General features: G+C 65.7%; 15 protein-coding genes. 11 read left to right on the top strand and 4 right to left on the bottom strand.

The window, feature by feature from the left end; genetic code table 11:
• The first annotated feature begins 1 nt into the window (after window position 1).
• The 4 genes from OCK02_RS13910 to OCK02_RS13895 all read left to right on the top strand — a co-directional run bounded on the left by OCK02_RS13910 (window position 2) and on the right by OCK02_RS13895 (window position 4679).
• Window positions 2-796: a class I SAM-dependent methyltransferase gene (locus OCK02_RS13910; RefSeq protein WP_263813626.1), complete on the top strand. Its 795-nt coding sequence runs from the start codon at window positions 2-4 to the stop codon at window positions 794-796.
• A gap of 108 nt (window positions 797-904) precedes the next feature.
• Window positions 905-1729, top strand: coding sequence for an N-formylglutamate amidohydrolase (locus OCK02_RS13905; RefSeq protein WP_263813569.1), 825 nt, complete (start codon window positions 905-907; stop codon window positions 1727-1729).
• On the top strand, window positions 1726-3621 hold the full coding sequence (locus OCK02_RS13900; RefSeq protein WP_263813568.1) for a flavohemoglobin expression-modulating QEGLA motif protein: 1896 nt from the start codon (window positions 1726-1728) through the stop codon (window positions 3619-3621). Before OCK02_RS13905 ends, OCK02_RS13900 begins: the two co-directional genes overlap by 4 nt.
• An 11-nt stretch (window positions 3622-3632) precedes the next feature.
• Window positions 3633-4679 (top strand): glutathione synthase, encoded by a 1047-nt coding sequence (locus tag OCK02_RS13895; RefSeq protein ID WP_263813567.1) that lies wholly within the window; start codon window positions 3633-3635, stop codon window positions 4677-4679.
• 97 nt (window positions 4680-4776) lie between these two features.
• Here OCK02_RS13895 and OCK02_RS13890 read toward each other — a convergent pair whose 3' ends face one another.
• Complete coding sequence (locus OCK02_RS13890; RefSeq protein ID WP_263813566.1) at window positions 4777-6714, bottom strand: methyl-accepting chemotaxis protein; 1938 nt, start codon at window positions 6712-6714, stop codon at window positions 4777-4779.
• Between the two features lie 509 nt (window positions 6715-7223).
• On the opposite strand from OCK02_RS13890, the gene OCK02_RS13885 reads away from it, so the two are divergent.
• From OCK02_RS13885 to ppk2, 4 genes are all read left to right on the top strand, one after another.
• A complete protein-coding gene (locus tag OCK02_RS13885; protein WP_183806633.1) occupies window positions 7224-7565 on the top strand; it encodes a DUF3302 domain-containing protein in 342 nt (113 codons plus the stop codon).
• Complete coding sequence (locus OCK02_RS13880; RefSeq protein WP_263813565.1) at window positions 7565-8722, top strand: HlyD family secretion protein; 1158 nt, start codon at window positions 7565-7567, stop codon at window positions 8720-8722. The genes OCK02_RS13885 and OCK02_RS13880 overlap by 1 nt, the downstream gene beginning before the upstream one ends.
• 96 nt (window positions 8723-8818) lie before the next feature.
• Window positions 8819-10531, top strand: a complete 1713-nt coding sequence (locus OCK02_RS13875; RefSeq protein WP_263813564.1) for a SulP family inorganic anion transporter — start codon at window positions 8819-8821, stop codon at window positions 10529-10531.
• Between the two features lie 23 nt (window positions 10532-10554).
• Window positions 10555-11385: a polyphosphate kinase 2 gene (gene ppk2 / locus OCK02_RS13870; protein ID WP_263813563.1), complete on the top strand. Its 831-nt coding sequence runs from the start codon at window positions 10555-10557 to the stop codon at window positions 11383-11385.
• Window positions 11386-11412: 27 nt separating this feature from the next.
• Here the strand turns inward: ppk2 and OCK02_RS13865 are convergent, their stop codons facing one another.
• Window positions 11413-12552 (bottom strand): AI-2E family transporter, encoded by a 1140-nt coding sequence (locus tag OCK02_RS13865; RefSeq protein WP_263813562.1) that lies wholly within the window; start codon window positions 12550-12552, stop codon window positions 11413-11415.
• 95 nt (window positions 12553-12647) lie between these two features.
• A complete protein-coding gene (locus tag OCK02_RS13860) occupies window positions 12648-13121 on the bottom strand; it encodes a hypothetical protein (protein ID WP_230807592.1) in 474 nt (157 codons plus the stop codon).
• Between the two features lie 242 nt (window positions 13122-13363).
• Between OCK02_RS13860 and OCK02_RS13855 the strand changes: the two genes are divergently transcribed.
• Complete coding sequence (locus OCK02_RS13855; protein ID WP_263813561.1) at window positions 13364-14098, top strand: 4'-phosphopantetheinyl transferase family protein; 735 nt, start codon at window positions 13364-13366, stop codon at window positions 14096-14098.
• A gap of 50 nt (window positions 14099-14148) precedes the next feature.
• Here OCK02_RS13855 and OCK02_RS13850 read toward each other — a convergent pair whose 3' ends face one another.
• A complete protein-coding gene (locus OCK02_RS13850) occupies window positions 14149-14529 on the bottom strand; it encodes a winged helix-turn-helix transcriptional regulator (protein ID WP_263813560.1) in 381 nt (126 codons plus the stop codon).
• A gap of 103 nt (window positions 14530-14632) precedes the next feature.
• On the opposite strand from OCK02_RS13850, the gene OCK02_RS13845 reads away from it, so the two are divergent.
• Together OCK02_RS13845 and OCK02_RS13840 are read left to right on the top strand one after the other, a co-directional pair.
• The gene (locus OCK02_RS13845) at window positions 14633-15646 is read left to right on the top strand and encodes a zinc-binding alcohol dehydrogenase family protein (RefSeq protein ID WP_263813559.1); all 1014 of its coding nucleotides are present in this window, start codon (window positions 14633-14635) and stop codon (window positions 15644-15646) included.
• Between the two features lie 774 nt (window positions 15647-16420).
• A complete protein-coding gene (locus tag OCK02_RS13840) occupies window positions 16421-17485 on the top strand; it encodes a helix-turn-helix domain-containing protein (RefSeq protein WP_263813558.1) in 1065 nt (354 codons plus the stop codon).
• Window positions 17486-17512 lie beyond the last annotated feature (27 nt).

Below are 17512 nucleotides of genomic sequence, written 5' to 3'. Positions count from 1 at the left end.
GATGGATGCGCGCAACCACCATCTGAAGGAAGACATCCGCGAATACTGGTCGAAGCGGTCGGAGACGTTCGACCTTGCCTTCGGTCACCGGATCCCGCCGGGGCCGGAACACGACGCCTGGGCGGGGGCGATCCGCGGTGTCCTGGGGGAGGCGCCGTGCCGGGTTCTGGAGCTTGCCTGCGGAACCGGGGAGGTGACCAATGTCCTGCTCTCGCTCGGCCATGAGGTGGTCGCCCTCGATTTCTCCGAGGCGATGCTGAAGGTCGCGCGGGACAAGCATGCGGGAAACGAACGGGTCCGCTTCATTCTTGCCGATGCGGAGCGGACGATGGAGCCGGACGAGCGCTACGACGCCATCGTCTGCCGGCATCTCGTCTGGACCCTGACGGAGCCGGAACAGGCGCTTGCGGATTGGTTCCGGGTGTTGAAGCCGGGCGGCAGGCTTCTCGTGTTCGACGGGAACTGGGCGAGGCCGACGCCGATCGGGCGCCTGGCCCTGCTTGCGGTGAGCGCGCTCGAGCGCTTCGTCGGTCACGATCCGCATTATGACGGGGCGATGAGCGAACGCCACCAGTCGATCATGGACCGCCTGCCGTTTGGGGAGGGGTTGACGGCCGAAAGGCTCGTGCCGCTCGTGGAAGCTGCCGGCTTCGGCCATATCCGCCTGGCGTCGCATCGCCCGATCGCCGCTGCCCAGCGCCGGACGGCCGATCTTCGCAACAGGCTGCGAACGCTGTTCTATCGGCGTTTCATCCTTGCAGCCTCGCGGCCTGCAGTGCCGGACGAGCGGGCCTGACGATGCGCGGCATCTGAACCGCATCGTCGGCGTTCCCTGTCCGCGGCACGGAACGAAAGACGCCTCTGGGCATTTCCTTCCGAGGTTTGCGAGGGAACGACGATCCAGATGCAGGAAGATGCAAAGCATGCCGACCATGTGAACGCGCCCCCCCGGTGGACGACGCACCGGGGCGGCACGTCGCCGGTCGTCGGCACCGCCATACACGACGGTCACGCGGTGCGGCCCGATATCCTGCGGAAGATGCGGATTTCGGAGGACGAGCGGCTGCGCGAGGAGGATCCGTTTACGGGTCAGACGATCGCCGACCTGCCGAACCGGATCGTCTTCCACCAGTCCCGCTTCGAGATCGACCTGAACCGGCCGCGCGACGGCGCCGTCTACCTCCGGCCGGAACAGGCATGGGGCATCGATGTCTGGCGCGAGCAGCCGTCGGAGGCCATGGTGGCCGAAAGCCTCGCGATCCACGATGCCTACTACGTCATGCTCGAAGCCTATCTTCGCGACATCGAGGAGCAGCACGGGCGTTTCGTCGTGCTCGACATCCATAGCTACAACCACCGCCGGGCCGGCCCTGCCGAAGATCCGACGGACCCGGAGAAGGCGCCGGACATCAACATCGGCACCCACTCGATGGACCGGGAGCGCTGGGCGCCCGTGGTAGACGCCTTCGTCGATGCCGCGCGTCGTTTCGAATATCCTGGCAGGAAGCTGGACGTGCGGGAGAACGTGGCGTTCGAGGGGCGCGGCGAGCAGACGCGTTTCATCCATGAGCGCTTTCCGGAGAACGGTTGCGCGCTGGCGGTGGAATTCAAGAAGATCTTCATGGACGAGTGGACCGGGCAGCCCGACCCGCGCGCCGTCGCAGCGCTGCGCGATCTGGTCAATGCGTCGGTGCCGGCGCTGGAAAGGGCGCTGCGGGAGGTTTCATGAACGCGGCGAAGACGGAGCCCGAGGAACGGCCGGCACGGCAGGAGTTTGCGCTGGAAGAGGCGCTCGCGGCTCTGGAAGCCGGCAAGTCCGTGCGCCAGGAATTTCCCGGCGGCCGGCTGCATATCGACCGGCCCTTGCCCTTCCTCTGCCTGCATGTGGGGGCCGCCGATACCCACACGGTCGCCCGCGAGATCGCGGCGGCGCATGCGTCCTACCTGCTTGTCGAGCGTGTCGAGGATGCGGTGGCGATCGTTCCGCCGCTTGCCGATGCGCTGAGGCGGCGCTTCGGCGCGTTCGTCCTGCTCGACGTCGACGAACTGGAACGGGACCGGCTGCTGTCGGAGGATGCGCCCTTCCTGCAACCCTTCGAGGTCAGGCTCTCGGCGACGGACGGCACGTCGGCCACTGCCGCGATGATGGCCTTTGCCGGCGCGGTGGAGGCCTTCAAGGCCCGCTTCCGCACGCCGCAGGTGGAGTGCCGCAAGGCGGAAGAGGATCCCTGCGTCCGCGCACAACTGATGGGACTGCAACTGCCGCTCCTGACGCTGCGCTTTGCGCCGATCCATCGTTCGCCGGGTTCGGAGATCGTCTATCCCGAGCTGCGCCAGCGCATCGTCGACAACTTTCTCGACGCTGGCCTGCAGGCGTTCACGACGTTTCTGGCGGAGGAGGGGCTGCCGAAGCCCGCCACCCATCGGGCGTACGGGCGCAAGGCCTTCATCGATGCCGTGGAGCGCGCCGACCGCGGCATGGACGAGGTCGCCTCCAGCTTCGATTTCCTACTGGCCGTCACGCCGATCAATGCGGCTGCGGCATGGCAGGAGTTCAGGGCCAATGGCTTCGACCGCCCGCCGCGCTTTCTCTATCGGCCCCTGGCCCTTCTGGTCGAGCGCGAGAAGCGCCGCCTCTATTCGATTTCGCTGGACCGGCTCGAGGACCCCGTCCTGCACCAGCTCTACCGCGAGAAGCGGCAGGAACTCGATCTGCAACTGACACTGATCGGGCATCGCGAGACGGTGCGTTTCATCGAGTTCGGCCGCGCGCTGTATGGTCCGGTCGAGCCGCCGCTGCTTGAAGGCGCCCTCGATGTGCTTCGGCGCACGCAGGGCGCAAGGCGCATGCCGGCGCTTGCGCAGCACCACGACGAGACCGTGGATTCCGGGTTCGTGGAGCGCCGCGCACGTGCGATGATGGCGGATTATCATCGGCGCTACGACGGCTTCGATGCCGCGATCGAGCTGCGCGACGACGTGCCGGCCGGCCTGATGGTGTCGGGCCGGCGGCTTCTCATTTCGCGGCGCACGCGCATGATGCGCCATCGCGTCGATGCGCTTCTCAGCCACGAGGTGGGCGTCCACCTGCTCACCTATTTCAACGGCTCCGCGCAGGGGCTGCGCGTCTTCCGCACCGGTCTTGCGGGATATGAGGGCATGCAGGAGGGGCTTGCGGTCTTTGCCGAATATCTCGCGGGCGGGTTCACCTCGGAGCGGCTGCGCCTGCTGGCTGCGCGCGTGGTCGGCTGCAACCTCATGCTGTCGGGCGCATCCTTCGTCGAGGCGTTCCGCGTCATGACGGGGGAGCACGGGCTCGACCCCGAGACGGCCTTTGCGCTGCTGCTTCGCGTCTACCGCGGCGGCGGGCTCGCCAAGGACGCCATCTATCTGCGCGGGCTGCTGACGCTGCTGAGCCACCTGAAGGCCGGCGCGGCGCTGGATCCGTTCTGGATGGGCAAGATCTCGGCCGCCCATTTCGGCGTGATGGAGGAACTGGGCGCGCGCGGCCTGCTCAAGGCGCCGATCCTGCGGCCGCTCTGTCTGGAAACCGATCGTGGCCGCGAACGCCTTGCCAGGGCGCGCGCCGGCCTGTCCCCCCTTGCCATGCTCGAAGCTTGAGGAGAGCACTCATGCGTATTGCCTTTTTCGTCAATTCGATCGAGGGGGAGACCCCCACCTATACCACGACCGGGCTGGCGCTCGCCGCCCTCAGCCGGGGTCACGACATCTGCTATCTGACGCCCGAGGATTTCGTGCTGCGCTCCGACGACAGCCTCAGCGTGCGCGGCCGCACGCTGCCGTCCAAACGCTACAAGAAGGCCGAGAGCCTCCATGCCGCACTGCAGGGCGAGGAGGCGGCGGTCGAGACGATGGACGTCCGCGATATCGACGTCCTGCTTCTGCGCAACGATCCCTCCCTCGATGCAGATGCCCGGCCCTGGGCGGCGCATGTGGGCGCCATGTTCGGCCGGCTGGCCGCGGCACGCGGGGTCGTCGTCGTCAACGATCCCGACGGCCTGTCGCTCGCGCAGAACAAGCTCTACTTCCAGGGCTTCCCGCCGGCGGTCCGGCCGGAGACGCTGATATCGAAGAGCATCGACGAAATCCGCGGCTTCCTCGAGGCGCACCCCAAGGGCGCGATCATGAAGCCGCTGCAGGGATCCGGCGGCAAGAACGTCTTCAAGATCGGCTCGCCCGACGAGGCGAACCTCAACCAGATCTTCGAGGCGGTCAGCGGCGAGGGATACCTGATCGCGCAGAACTACCTGCCTGCGGCGACCGAAGGGGATATCCGCCTGTTCCTGATGAACGGCCGGCCGCTCGAGCGGGACGGTAAGTATGCGGCGATCCGCCGGGTCCCGGCGAAGGGCGAGGTACGCTCCAACATCCATGCCAGCGGCAAGCCGGTGGCCGTCGAGATCACGCCGGAAATCCTCGCCATCGCGGAGACGGTCAGGCCCAAGCTCGTGGAGGACGGCATGTTCCTGGTGGGGCTGGATATCGTCGGCGACAAGATCCTCGAGATCAACGTGTTCACACCCGGCGGGCTGAACATCATGCACGACCTCTACGAGGTCGACTTTGCCGAAACCGTGATCGAGGCGCTGGAGCGCAAGGTGACCCTGCGCGACGCCTATGCGGGCGCGATCGCCAACCGGATGCTCGCCACTCTCTAGAGTGCCCGATAGCGATCCTTCAACTGAAAACGGCCATCCGCGCGGTTCGCGGATGGCCGTCCTGTCTGTCGTGCGGCGTCAGTTTCTTCTTGCGGCCTCAGAATTCCTCCCAAGAGGCATCCTGGGCGACGGCGGCATTGCCGCGGGCGGAGAAGGCGTTGGCGATCTTGCGGCCGAGTGCCCTGGCCGGAGAGGCCACCGGCCGGCTCTCGATGGCCGCGGCTCGCGGCGCCGCGCGGCCCCGCGCTTTCGACAGGGTGAACTGGGCGAGGAGATCGTTCAGCGCCGCCGCCTCGCGGGCCAGCGCGTGGCTCGCAGCCGTCGATTGCTCGACCATCGCAGCGTTCTGCTGCGTGCCCTGATCCATGGTGTTGACGGCGGTGTTGATCTCCTGCAGGCCGGTCGACTGTTCGCGCGCCGCCTCGACGATCGCCCGCACGTGGGCGTTGATCTCGCGGACCTGGCCGACGATGTCCTCCAGGGAGCCGCCGGTCTCGGCGACGAGTTCGACGCCGGTGCGGACCTGTTCGCCCGAGGCGCTGATCAGCGCCTTGATCTCCTTGGCAGCCTGCGCGGAGCGTTGTGCGAGTTCGCGGACCTCCTGGGCGACGACGGCGAAGCCCTTGCCGGCATCGCCGGCGCGCGCGGCCTCCACGCCGGCGTTCAGTGCCAGCAGGTTGGTCTGGAAGGCGATCTCGTCGATGACGCCGATGATGTTGCTGATTTCCTCGGACGACTTCTCGATCGCATGCATGGCAGTCACCGCGCGTCGCATGACCTCGCCGGACCGTTCGGCCTGCGCGCGGGCGTGGTCGACCAGATGGCCGGCCTCTTCGGCACGGCTGGTGGAATCCGTGACCGTCGTCGTGATCTGCTCGAGGGCGGCGGCGGTCTCCTCCACCGAGGCGGCCTGCTGCTCGGTGCGCCTGGAGAGGTCGTCGGCGGCAGACCGGATCTCGTTGGCGCCGGCGTCGATGCTGCGGGCGTTCTCGCCGACGGCCTCGAGCGCGCGCTGGAGCTTGTCGACGGAATCGTTGAAGTTGCCGCGAAGACCGTCGAGATGGGCGACGAAGGGCGTTTCGATGCGGTAGGTGACGTCGCCGTTAGCCAGATGCGTCAGGCCCGCCGCGAGCGCATCGACGGCCAGTTGTGTGTCGGCGGCTTCCCTTGCCTTCTGGGCCTCGCGCTCCAGGCGTTCCTTCTCCGACAGGCTGCGGCTGGCTTCGGCGTCCTGTTCGAGACGGATACGATCCAGCGCATTGTCGCGGAACACGCCGACGGCGGCCGCCATCTGGCCGATCTCGTCCTTGCGCTGCAAGCCGAAGATTTCCTCCGCCGTCTGGCCGTCGGCGAGCGACAGCATGCGGTGGCGCAGGCGCTCGATCGGGCCGGTGATGCCGCGCGAGGAAACGTAGAGGCCGAGGCCGCTGACGAGGAGCACTGCCGCACCCAGCGCCACCAGGCTGACGAGAATGGTGTGGCCGGTCTCTTCCGCCAGTGCGTTGCTGCCGTCGTCGACGGTCGTCATGAGCTCGTCGGTGATGGCCGAGAAGCGCGGCGTGATCGCCTGCGCCAGCTCGTTGCGCTTCTTCAGGACCGGCAGCGCATCCGCCTTCCGGTTCTGGTCGGTATAGGCGATGATCTGCTCGTCGAGCTTGATGATCTCGGTGACGCCGGCCTCCAATTCATTGACGGCCGATGCCATCGAAGGCACCTTCTCGGCCACCTGGTCGAGACGGCCGAGGATCAACGACTTGCTCGAAGTGTAGCGCTCGATGGCATCCTTGTAGTCCTTCGAGCCGTGGGTGAACAGCAGCGTGACGTTCGTCAGCTGCAGGCCCATCTGCACGAGGTTCAGCGACGCCCGGGCATTCAGGGTGGCTGCCGTCGTCTCATTGGCGATGAAGGCCGAATAGCGGCTGTCGACGTTCTTGAGCTGCAGGTTCACATAGGCCAGCCCGGCAAGGGCCACCAGCGCCATCAGCACGATGACAAGCACAACTTTTGTGCGGATCTTGATATTCTCGAGGATCATCTGTCGGCTCGCTTGCGAGATGAAATCTGAATGCCGGCGCGTCGAGCACACGGTGCGGAAGCACCGTTTTGCCTGTTGCCGTACAAGGAAACATGACGATCGCATCGTGCCGTGATGGCAGACGGAGCCCCCCGAGGTCGTCATCTGCCGTCATAGGCAGCGACGATGTAGGAACTGTTAATGACGCAGCTCCCCGTCTTCGCCGCTGCAGCCGTTGGCCCGATCATCGCAACGCAACCGATGCGATATTGTTGGATCGCGACGCGGCCTTGGCGTAAGATACCTGAAACTATGGCGTTATCGCCTGTGGCGACACAGGCCCCGGCCCGGAGGAAAGCCATGGACCGAGCCAAATACGCAGACCTTCCGGCCGGACCGGAAAGCCCCGCCGACGGACCGCGCTCCCGACCGGGTTAGAGCACAGGCGATGACCAGGGGCGGGCAGCCGCCTTCGATGCATGCATTGAAATCGCTGCGTTCGCAGCGAGCTGTGGGGCGGAGGATTGGGCGTGTTTCTCGATTATTTTGCGCTCGGCGTGCTGCTGTTTACCGTGCTCACGCTGTTCTACGGCATCATCGCCATTCACGACATCCCGCACAGGATCGCCAAGTCACGCAAGCACCCGCACCAGGACGCCATCCACGTCGCCGGCTGGGTCAGCCTGTTCACGCTGCACGCCATCTGGCCCTTCCTCTTCATCTGGGCGACGGTCTATCGCGAGGATCGCGGGTGGGGCATCCGCCGGGACGGAAAGCTGCAATCCGAGATACAGGCGAACGCCGAGGTCGCCCGGTTGCAGGCGCGCGTCGCGGAGCTGGAAGAAAAGCTCGGACAGAGGGAGATCGCCTGATGGATCTTCTCCTCATCCTGACCTATGCGGCGATCTGCGTGGCGATCTTCAAGATATTCCGGGTTCCGGTCAACCAGTGGACGGTCTCCACCGCCGTTCTCGGCGGGATCTTCCTGATATCGGCCCTGCTCCTGATCATGAGCTACAACCACCCCTATTCCGGGGACGGCCGCATCTACTTCACCTCTGCTCCGGTGATCCCGGCCGTTGGCGGCATCGTGGTCGAGGTGCCGGTGAAGATGAATGCCCCCCTGAAGAAGGGGGACGTGCTTTTTCGCATCGATCCGCGGCCCTACCAGTATACAGTGGACCAGAAGAAGGCATCGCTTGCGGAAGCGGAACAGTCGGTGCGCCAGTTGAAGGCGGCGCTTGACGGGGCGGTCTCGCTCGTTGCCGGAACGGAAGCCTCGCGCGACAGGGCGCAGCAGAGCTACGAGCGCTATCTGGAGATATTCGAGAGCTCGAGGACCCGCACCGGCGAGACGGCGGTCTCGGAGCTGGAAGTCGAAAATCGCCGCGGCGCCTATCTGACGGCACAGGCGGCGGTCGGCACGGCCCAGGCACAGGCCATGCAGGCACGGCTCGCCTATGAATCGCAGATCAACGGCATCAATCCCACCGTGGCCCGCCTTCAAGCGGAATTGCGCAATGCGGAATTCGAACTGGACCAGACGACGGTGCGGGCGCCGAGCGACGGCTATGTGACGCAGGTGTTCCTGCGGCCGGGCATGATGGCAAATCCCCTGCCGTTTCGCCCGGTCATGGTCTTCATCAGCAGCGAGGAGCGCATCCTTGCCGCGGCCTTCATCCAGAATTCGCTCCAGCGCGTTCGCGTCGGCGACGAGGCCGAGGTGTCGTTCAAGGCGGTTCCCGGCCGGATCTTCAAGGCGAAGGTCGGCAACATCATCGATGTGATGGCGCAAGGGCAATTGCAGCCCACGGGGGCACTGATCGATCCCCAGGCGCCCGAACGGCTCAATCCCGGGCAGACGCTCGCCGTGATCGAGATCCAGGAAGACCTCAGCGCCTACCAGCTGCCGGGCGGCGTCGTCGCGGACGTCGCCGTCTACACCGAGCACTGGCATCATGTGGCGATCCTGCGCAAGGTCCTGCTGCGGATGAGCGCCTGGATGAATTTCGTATTCCTGGAGCATTGAACGGCCGGGCGCCACAGCTGTTCGGGCGGCAACCGTCCGGTCTCAGGCGGGTGGCGAGATCCGTCACACGAAGCTTGGCAAGGACAGGCAGAAGCAATGAGCAGCAGTTTTGACCTGCCCGTGTTCAGGGGGCTGTCAGGCTACAGGGTAGGCTGGCTGCGCGGAGATATTTCGGCTGGTCTCTCCATCGCAGCCGTCGGCCTGCCGAGCGCGATCGCCTATCCCGCCATTGCCGGCCTTCCGCCGGAGACGGGCATCTATGCGAGCATCGCGGCGCCGCTTGCCTATGCCGTCTTCGGCGATTCCCGGCGCCTGGTCGTCGGTCCTGACGCGGCGACGATGACCGTCCTTGCGGCTGCGATCACGGCCATCGCCGCGGCAATGCCGGCCTCGGCAGCGATCGACCGGGTGGGCATTGCGGCTGCCCTTGCGATCGGTGTCGGCGTGCTCTGCCTGGCGGCCAGGGCGATGCGGCTCGGCGTTCTCGCAACCTTTCTCTCCCGCCCGATCCTCGTCGGCTTCTTCGCCGGCATCTCGGTGTCGATCCTGATCGGACAGATCGGCCGCTTCACCGGCGTCAGGATCGAGGCGGACGGGCTGCTCGCTCCGCTGATCGAGCTCGTGCAGAAGCGGGATCTGATCCATTGGCCGACGGTGGCGCTCGCACTCGCCATGTTCGCGGTACTGCAGGTGGCGAGGGTCCTGCGGTTTCCTGTCCCCGGTCCGGTGGTCGTGGTGGCGGTTGCCGTCGCGCTGTCGGCGCTGTTCGATTTCAAGGGAAGGGGGGTTGCCGTCGTCGGCGACATTCCCACTGGCTTTCCCACTCTTTCGCTGCCGCCTGTCGCCAGCCTGCCGATCGACGGCCTCCTCCTCGGAGCCGCCTCGGTGTTCCTCGTCAGCTTCGGATCCGGCATCGTTGCCGCACGCAGCTTCGGCGCCCGGATCGGCGAGGACGTGGACGCCAACCGGGAGCTTGCCGGCCTCGGCAGCGTCAACATCGCGAGCGGGCTCTTCGGCGCCTTCCCCGTCAGCTTTTCGGATTCCCGGACGGCGATCAATCTCTCCGTCGGCGGCCGCTCGCAACTCGCCGGCGTGGTTTCGGCGCTGGCGCTGATCGCGACCCTGCTCTTCCTCAACGATGCCCTGCGCATCCTGCCGGTGGCGGCGCTTGCGGCGATCCTGGCCGCGGCTGCCATAAGCCTCATCGATATCGCCGAGCTGAAGCAGATCTGGCGGATCAGCCGCGCGGAATTCGCCTTTGCGCTGATCACCATGTGGGGCGCCATCAGCATGGGCGTCCTGAACGGCGTGGTCATCGCCATCGCCGCCACCCTCGTCTACCTGCTACGGAACATGATGTATCCGCGCGACGCCTTCCTCGGGCGCATTCCCGGAAGCGACGGCTTCTACAAGCTGCATCGCCGCGCCGAGGCGCGGGCCGTTCCCGGCCTGGTGGTCTGGATGCTGGAGGGCAGCCTGCTGTTCTTCAACACCGACTACGTGCACGACCGCCTGCGCGCCATCATCGCGGAGCTTCCCGAGGGCACCCGCTGGTTCATGCTGGACGCGAGCGCCATTACCCAGATGGACAGCACCGCGACGGCGATGATCGACGAGGTGAGGCAGGAGATGGCCGCCCGCGGCGTCGAGCTCGGCCTCGTCGAGGTCCATGCCGAGGCGCGGGTGCTGCTGGAGCGGGCCGGCGTGATCGACCGCATCGGCGCCGACCGCGTCTTCGACGACCTCGACGATGTGTTGCAGGCGTTCCGGATCCACGAGATCGAAAGCAGGGCAGTCGCTGAAAGCTAACGTCAATCCGAGGAGATGAGGCGATGGGCAAGCACAAGGGCGAACGGGCAGCATCTTCCGCGCCGGCGGAGGACAAGAAGAGCAGGAAGAAGAGCTACGAGAAGCAACTGGCGCGCCTGCAGGTGGAACTCGCGCATCTCCAGGCCTGGGTCAAGAAGTCGGGCGCACGCATCGTCGTCATCTTCGAGGGCCGGGATGCGGCGGGCAAGGGCGGCGTCATCAAGCGCATCACCGAGCGTGTCAGTCCCCGCGTGTTCCGGGTGGTGGCGCTGCCCGCGCCGACCGACCGGGAAAAGACGCAGATCTATATGCAGCGCTACATCGCCCACCTGCCGGCGGGCGGCGAGATCGTCATCTTCGATCGCAGCTGGTACAACCGGGCCGGCGTCGATCGGGTGATGGGCTTCACCACCGAGAAGAAGGCCCGGCGTTTTCTGGAACTGGCACCGCGCTTCGAGGCGGCGATCGTCGAAAGCGGAACGATCCTGTTGAAATACTTCCTCACCGTCAGCGAGGACGAACAGGAGCGGCGTTTCCGCCAGCGCATCGACGACCCCGTGCGGCAATGGAAGCTCAGCCCGATGGACCTCGAATCCTATCGCAAGTGGTGGGACTATACGCGCGCCTACGACGATATGATCCGCATGACCGACAGCGAGCATGCGCCCTGGTGGATCGTGCCCTCGGATGACAAACAGCAGGCTCGGATCAACTGCATCTCGCACCTGCTCGATTCGATCCCCTATGAGCGCGTGAAGTTCGATGAGCCCGAACTCGGCAAGCGGCAGAAGCGGCCGGACGACTATGTCGAGGACAAGACCCCGCGCAAGGTCGTGCCCGACGTGGAGTGGTGATTTTTTGCAGCCCGCAGAGCCCTTGCGTCACGGCGCTGCGGGCGGCTTTCCGGCGATCGCTGTCGGCTTTGCGACCGGCGGCGGGCCGTCCGGATGCCGGACCCAGGCTACGAGCAGGTCGTAGAACACGCTGAGGACGATTGGCCCGAGGAACAGGCCGATCAGGCCGTAGGAGATCGTGCCCCCGATCACGCCGGTGAGGATCACCAGCATCGGCGTCGACAGGCCGCGCGAGACGAGGATCGGCTTCATGACGTTGTCGATCACGGCGATCGGCACGAGAAGCAGGGTCAGCACCAGCGCCATTCCGGCCGACATCGACAGCCAGCCCCAGATGATGACGGGCAGGAGCACCAGTCCGGGGCCGAGCTGGACGATGCAGAGAATGAGAATGACGAATGTCAGGATGGCGGTGGCGGGCACGTGGAAGCCATAGAGCACCATCCCGGCCAGGAGCGTCTGAAGCAGGGCCACGCCGATGACGCCGCTTGCCACGTTGCGGATCGTGGAGGTGGCGAGCCGGATGAAGCCCACGCCCCGCTCGCCGGCGATCCGATGGGCGAAGCGATTGGTATTCTCCGCCAGCCGCGGCCCGGGCACGAGCAGGAAACCCGATACGATCACCGAAGCCATGAAGGCGAGCAGGCCCATGCCGATGCTGGCGACCTTGGCGAGGGCGACGCCGCCGGCCTTGATGAGCGTGGGCTGGAAACGATCGATGGTCTCTGCAAGGTTGCTGGTCGCCAGCGACCAGGCCCGGTGCAGGTCCTCACCGAAGACCGGCCATTCGCGAAGTCCGGCCGGAGGGCTCGGCAGGTGCAGCGTGCTCGTGTCGAGGTTGCGGGCGAGATGCTCCGTGGCCTCGAGAAAGCCGAGGCTCAGCGCCGTCAGCGGCCCCAGGATGAGAGCGAGGTTGAGCGCGGTCAGCGTGATCGCCGCAAGCCGCTTGCTGCCGCCAAGGGCAACCGTGAGGGCCAGGTAGGCCGGGTAGAGGGCCACCGCCAGGATCGCCGCCCAGATGATGATGACGAGGAACGGCGCCACCAGCTTCAGCGACCAGTAGGCGAACAGCCCGACGATGCCGAGCCTGACGAAGTCGGTGATCCTCGTCTCTATTTCGTCCGTGCCCTGCTGCCTGGCGGGATCGGGGGCAATCTCTTTGTCCATGCGCCACCTCCGGACGCCTGATGCGGTCGGGACGCCATTCGCGCTCGCGGTCCCCGAGGCGCGGCGTCATGCTGAAACGGGACGCTTGCAGTCTCTCAGGCGACCGGCGGTTCCCAGTTCAGGTAAAAGCCGATATCGCCGGGAATGCCGCCGGGAAAATTGATGACCATGGCCTTCAGGCGATAACCCTGCGGCTGGGCGTTGGCCTTGAAGGCATCGAAGAGCTCCTTCGCCTTGCCCTGGAGTGTGCTCGGCCAGTCCGGGTCGGCATTATTGATCGCCCGGCCGCTGTCGCTGCAGAAGCTCGACGGAAAGCTGTAGACCAGCGCCTCCATCTTGCCCTCCTTGACCGCCCGCATGACGACGTTGCGAATGATCGACCGTTCCTCTTCGCCGACATGCTTGTGGAAGAAGTCGTCGGCGAACTTCGACAGTTCTTCCTGCTGGCGCTTCCTGATCTGGTCCTCCCGGTCCATCTCCGCCATCTGCTGCGTGAGGATGTTCTTGCGCAGGTCCTCGGCGCTGGGGACGGCAGGCCTGCCGGTGTCTGCCTTGTCATTCTGGCTCATGGCACACCTCCTGGAATGTCGCTTGGGTAGATGACGCATCCTGATCGCCGGGCCGCGGCGACATACGGCAGTTCGTCGGCCAATGCCGAGCGGATGGCGGTTGCGGTGCCCCCCGATATCGCAGCCGGCCCGATGTCGAAATGATACCAACTATCCCTGTCCGGAGCGAGTGTGTTGAATGCGATGCTTGCAGCCCGCTTCCGACCTCGTATCCTGCTGTCCGGGGTGGAGAGGCGATGCCGATGCAGGAGCGATATGCCGTGGCTGCGGGGAACGACAGGAAGGTCGGGGACTGGGTCATCGCCGCGCCGGTCAAGGCCGCACTGGTCCTGCTCGGCCATCGGGATGTGCTCGACCGGGCGGAACGGCGGCAGGCGGCGAATTTCGTCCGCGACGAGGACAGGCACCGCTACAGGGCCGCGCACCTTCTGGCGCGCGCGACGATCGGGGCATCGATCGGTCGCGACCCCGCAAGCCTCGCCTTCCGGCGGGAGCCGAACGGCAAGCCGGTTCTCGTCGGCACGCCGGGCGTGGACGTCAACCTGTCCCATGGCGGCGACTGGATCGCGGTCGGCCTGTCGGGTTCCGGACAGGTCGGCATTGATGTGGAGGCGGACAGGCCCGAGCTGTTCTGGCGCGAGATCGCCGCGTCCTTTCTGTCACCGGAAGAGGTTTCGACAACCCTGTCGCCCGCCGCGGTCCCGTTCCTGAAACTGTGGACCGCCAAGGAGGCGGCCCTGAAGGCGGCAGGCAGCGGGCTGTCGATCGCGCCCGACCGGGTCACGGTGGAGCACCGGCCGGACGGTTTCCGCGTCGTCCTTGCCGCGGGCACATACGATGGATGCTGGCTGAGCCTCGACGACGGCCACCTGCTCGCGGCCGCGACCGACGGCGCGCCCCTGCGGCTCGTGCGGTGCCGCGATCCGGACGCGTTGCGCAAGGCGCTGCACGAACTGGCTGGTCCCGCATCGGGTTAAATGCGCAATGCCGGCGTGGTCGGTTGAAAGCTCCGCAACAAGGGGTCCAGTCAGGCGGCCTTCACGTCCTTCTCGCGCAGGGCGTCGGGCTTGCCGTAGAGCCCGATATTCGCATCCCCCCAGTCTTTCAGGGCCAGCAGGACAGGCTCCATGCTCCGCCCCAGCGGCGAGAGGCTGTATTCGACCTTCGGTGGAACCTGGGCGTAGACCTTGCGATCGATGAGGCCGTCCTGCTCGAGTTCGCGTAGCTGATTGGTCAGCATGCGCTGGGTGACGCCGGGAATCTGCCGGCGGAGCTCGTTGAACCTGAGCGTCCCGTCCAGCAGGTGAAACAGGATCACCGACTTCCACTTGCCGTCGATGAGCCCGATCGCAGCCTCGACGGAGCAACCCGGACTGCAATCGAAGCGGCTGTGGCGAACCTTGGCCATGACAGTATCCTTTTGTGCACTATAGGCTTTTTTTGTGCGTATTGCGCCTCGGAAAACATAGTTCCATCCTTGCGTCATATCAACTTGTCTCAAGGAGAATGTCATGAAAGCCGTTGCCTACAAGAACGCGGGAGACCTGGACCGGCCGGACGCGCTGGTGGACGTGGAGCTGGAAAAGCCGGTGGCCGTGGGCCGGGACATCCTGGTCGAGGTTTCCGCCGTTTCCGTAAACCCGGTCGACTACAAGATCAGGAAGGGGGTCTCGGCCGAGCCCGGCCAGTGGAAGGTTCTGGGCTGGGATGCGGTCGGCCGCGTGCTCGAGGTGGGAGAGAATGTTCAGTCGTTCAAGCCTGGTGATCGCGTCTTCTATGCCGGTTCGCTGATCCGTCAAGGTGCGAACAGCCAGTATCACCTGGTCGACGAGCGGATCGTCGGGCATGCGCCGCAGACGCTTTCTGACGCCGAGGCGGCCGCGCTGCCGCTGACCGCGATCACGGCCTGGGAGATGCTGTTCGACCGGCTCGACATCCGCAGGCCGGTCGCCGGCGCCTCGAAATCCATTCTCATTGTCGGCGGTGCCGGTGGCGTCGGCTCGATCGCGATCCAGTTGGTGCGCGCCCTGACCGACCTGACCGTGATCACCACGGCGTCGCGGCCGGAGACGCGGGACTGGGTTCTGGAACTCGGCGCCCACCACGTGATCGACCATGGCAAGCCGCTGGCCGAGCAGGTGGAGGCGCTCGGCATCGGCGCGCCGTCGTACGTGTTCTCCACGACCGAGACGCAGCGCCATCTTGCCGAGATCATCAAGCTGATCGCGCCGCAGGGCCGCTTCGGACTGATCGACGATCCACAGAGCCTCGATGTGACCGGCTTCAAGCGGAAGGCGGTTTCGATCCACTGGGAGTTGATGTTCACGCGGTCGATATTCGAGACCGCCGACATGGACGAGCAGGGCAAGTTGCTCGACGAAGTCGCACGCCTCGTCGATGAAGGACAGGTGAGGACGACCGTGACCGAAGTGCTGAAACCGATCAATGCCGCCAACCTCAAGCGGGCGCATGCCGTTCTGGAAAGCGGCAAGGCCCGGGGCAAGATCGTCCTGGAAGGCTTCTGATCTCGCAGGCAGGGCGAGGCGGGCGTGCGCTTGCCGTGGTCCGTCCGACTGTCGATCGTCATCGCCGCGGCCTTCGCCGGGATCAGGACCTTTCGAAACATGACCGCCGGTGGCCGAGGCAGAGACGAGAGACGGCGGTGGCCGAAGTATCGGCAGCGCAGCTGCCGATACCATGCGTCAGCCATCAATTAAGCGCGCGGAATATATGAATAACTGACCCATCCTGTAGTTGAATCACATGCCATTCCCGGCTAGTCTTCAAGTCGGGATAGGGAGACAAGTCGGGGATGCCTTGTCATCCGGCGGCAAGACTGGTTCGGTCGTGTCTGTTCCTCCCGACGATGATCGACGGCAAGCAGTGCATCGCATAAGTCCACCCGAAGGGACAAAACTTCGACCATGGAGTGTCGGCATGCCTGAAGCGAATAGCAAATTCCCCTCAATGTTGCGGTGCCTGATGAAGGTCCCGTCTGGCGCCTGCTGACGCCGGAGTTGGCGGCAGGTGTCCTGCCGAGCGGACGTTCCGCATCAATACTTGTCCTGAACTGGTCGAAGAGGGGAAGCGCTTTCCGCGCTGATGCGTGGTGTCGCGCATGTTCGCCGAAAGCTCTGCGGATCTCCGTCAAGAAGCTTGGACGTCGTGCGAATGGGAGTTCTGTCATGAGAACAGACAATGGAGTAAGCATATCGCAAGCGTTCGATCCTGGCTTTAGCCCCGCCGCCCTGCATTTGCGCCCGCCCCGCGCCAATACGCCGGCGCCGGTCGATACAGCAATGTCGCCCTCGGTCGCGGGCTATACCTTCTCCACCGATGACCTGCCGGTCGCCGAGCGCTTCGATGCCTGGCGACGCTCCTTCGCACCGATGCTCGAGGTGACGCGGGATGCGCGGACGGAGTTCCAGGGCAGCCAGGCCCTGTGGGATCTGGGCGGCCTCGGCTTCTCGCGCATCAAGACGGGAGCCTTGCGTTTTTCCAGCCACCCGGCCCATGTCCAGTGCCGCCCGCTCGACCACTGGGTGATGACGGTGCTGCTCAGCGGGCAGTGCACCACGACGACGGAGCGTTCCACCTTCCACGGGCGGCCCGGCATCGTCCAGATCCACTCGCTGGGGCGGCCGTATCACGGCGTGGTGTCCGACAGCGAGATGCTGGTGCTCTGGGTGCCGCGCGACTTCTGCCGCGACATGGCGCGGATCCTGGATGCGGCGGAATTCACCACGCTGGATACGGCCATGGGGCGCATGTTCACCAGTTTCATGATCGGTCTCGCCCATCAGTTGACCTGCATGCGGATCGACGAGTTGCCGCGGCTGATGTCAGCCACCCGTGACATGATCCTGGCCTGCGTGGCCCCGACCGACGACCGCCTGGAGGACGAGAGCGATGCCATTTCGGGCGGCCTGCAGGAGCGGGCGCGGCAGTTCGTGCAGATGAACCTCTTCAATCCGCGACTGAGCGCCAAGCTGCTGATGCGTGAACTGGCGGTCTCGCGCACCCGCCTCTATCGTCTGTTCGAGCCGGCGGGCGGCGTCAACCGCTATATCCAGCACAGGCGCCTGCTCGACGCCCATTCCGCGCTGGCAAACCCGCGCGAGCAGCGTCGCATTCTCGATATCGCCGAACAACGCTGCTTCGACAGCGCCGATTTCAGCCGCGCCTTCAAGCGGGAATTCGGCTACAGCCCCAGCGAGGTCCGCAAGGGAAAGCGGATCGGCTCGCCCAACCATGCCGACGCCAACCTGGCGAGCCTGCCGCCGGAAGATCGGCTCGGCGCGCTTCTCTGGCGCCTCCAGAGCGGCGCCAAATCCGAAATCGCTCCCTGCTGCGCGATCGCCTGACGGCGCCGGGGCAGCCGTGCTCCGGGT

The sequence above is a fragment of the Rhizobium sp. TRM96647 genome (genome assembly GCF_025780115.1).
Lineage (GTDB): Bacteria > Pseudomonadota > Alphaproteobacteria > Rhizobiales > Rhizobiaceae > Mycoplana.
Note: the sequence above shows the minus strand (reverse complement) of the source record. Positions and strands in the feature narration are given on the sequence as shown.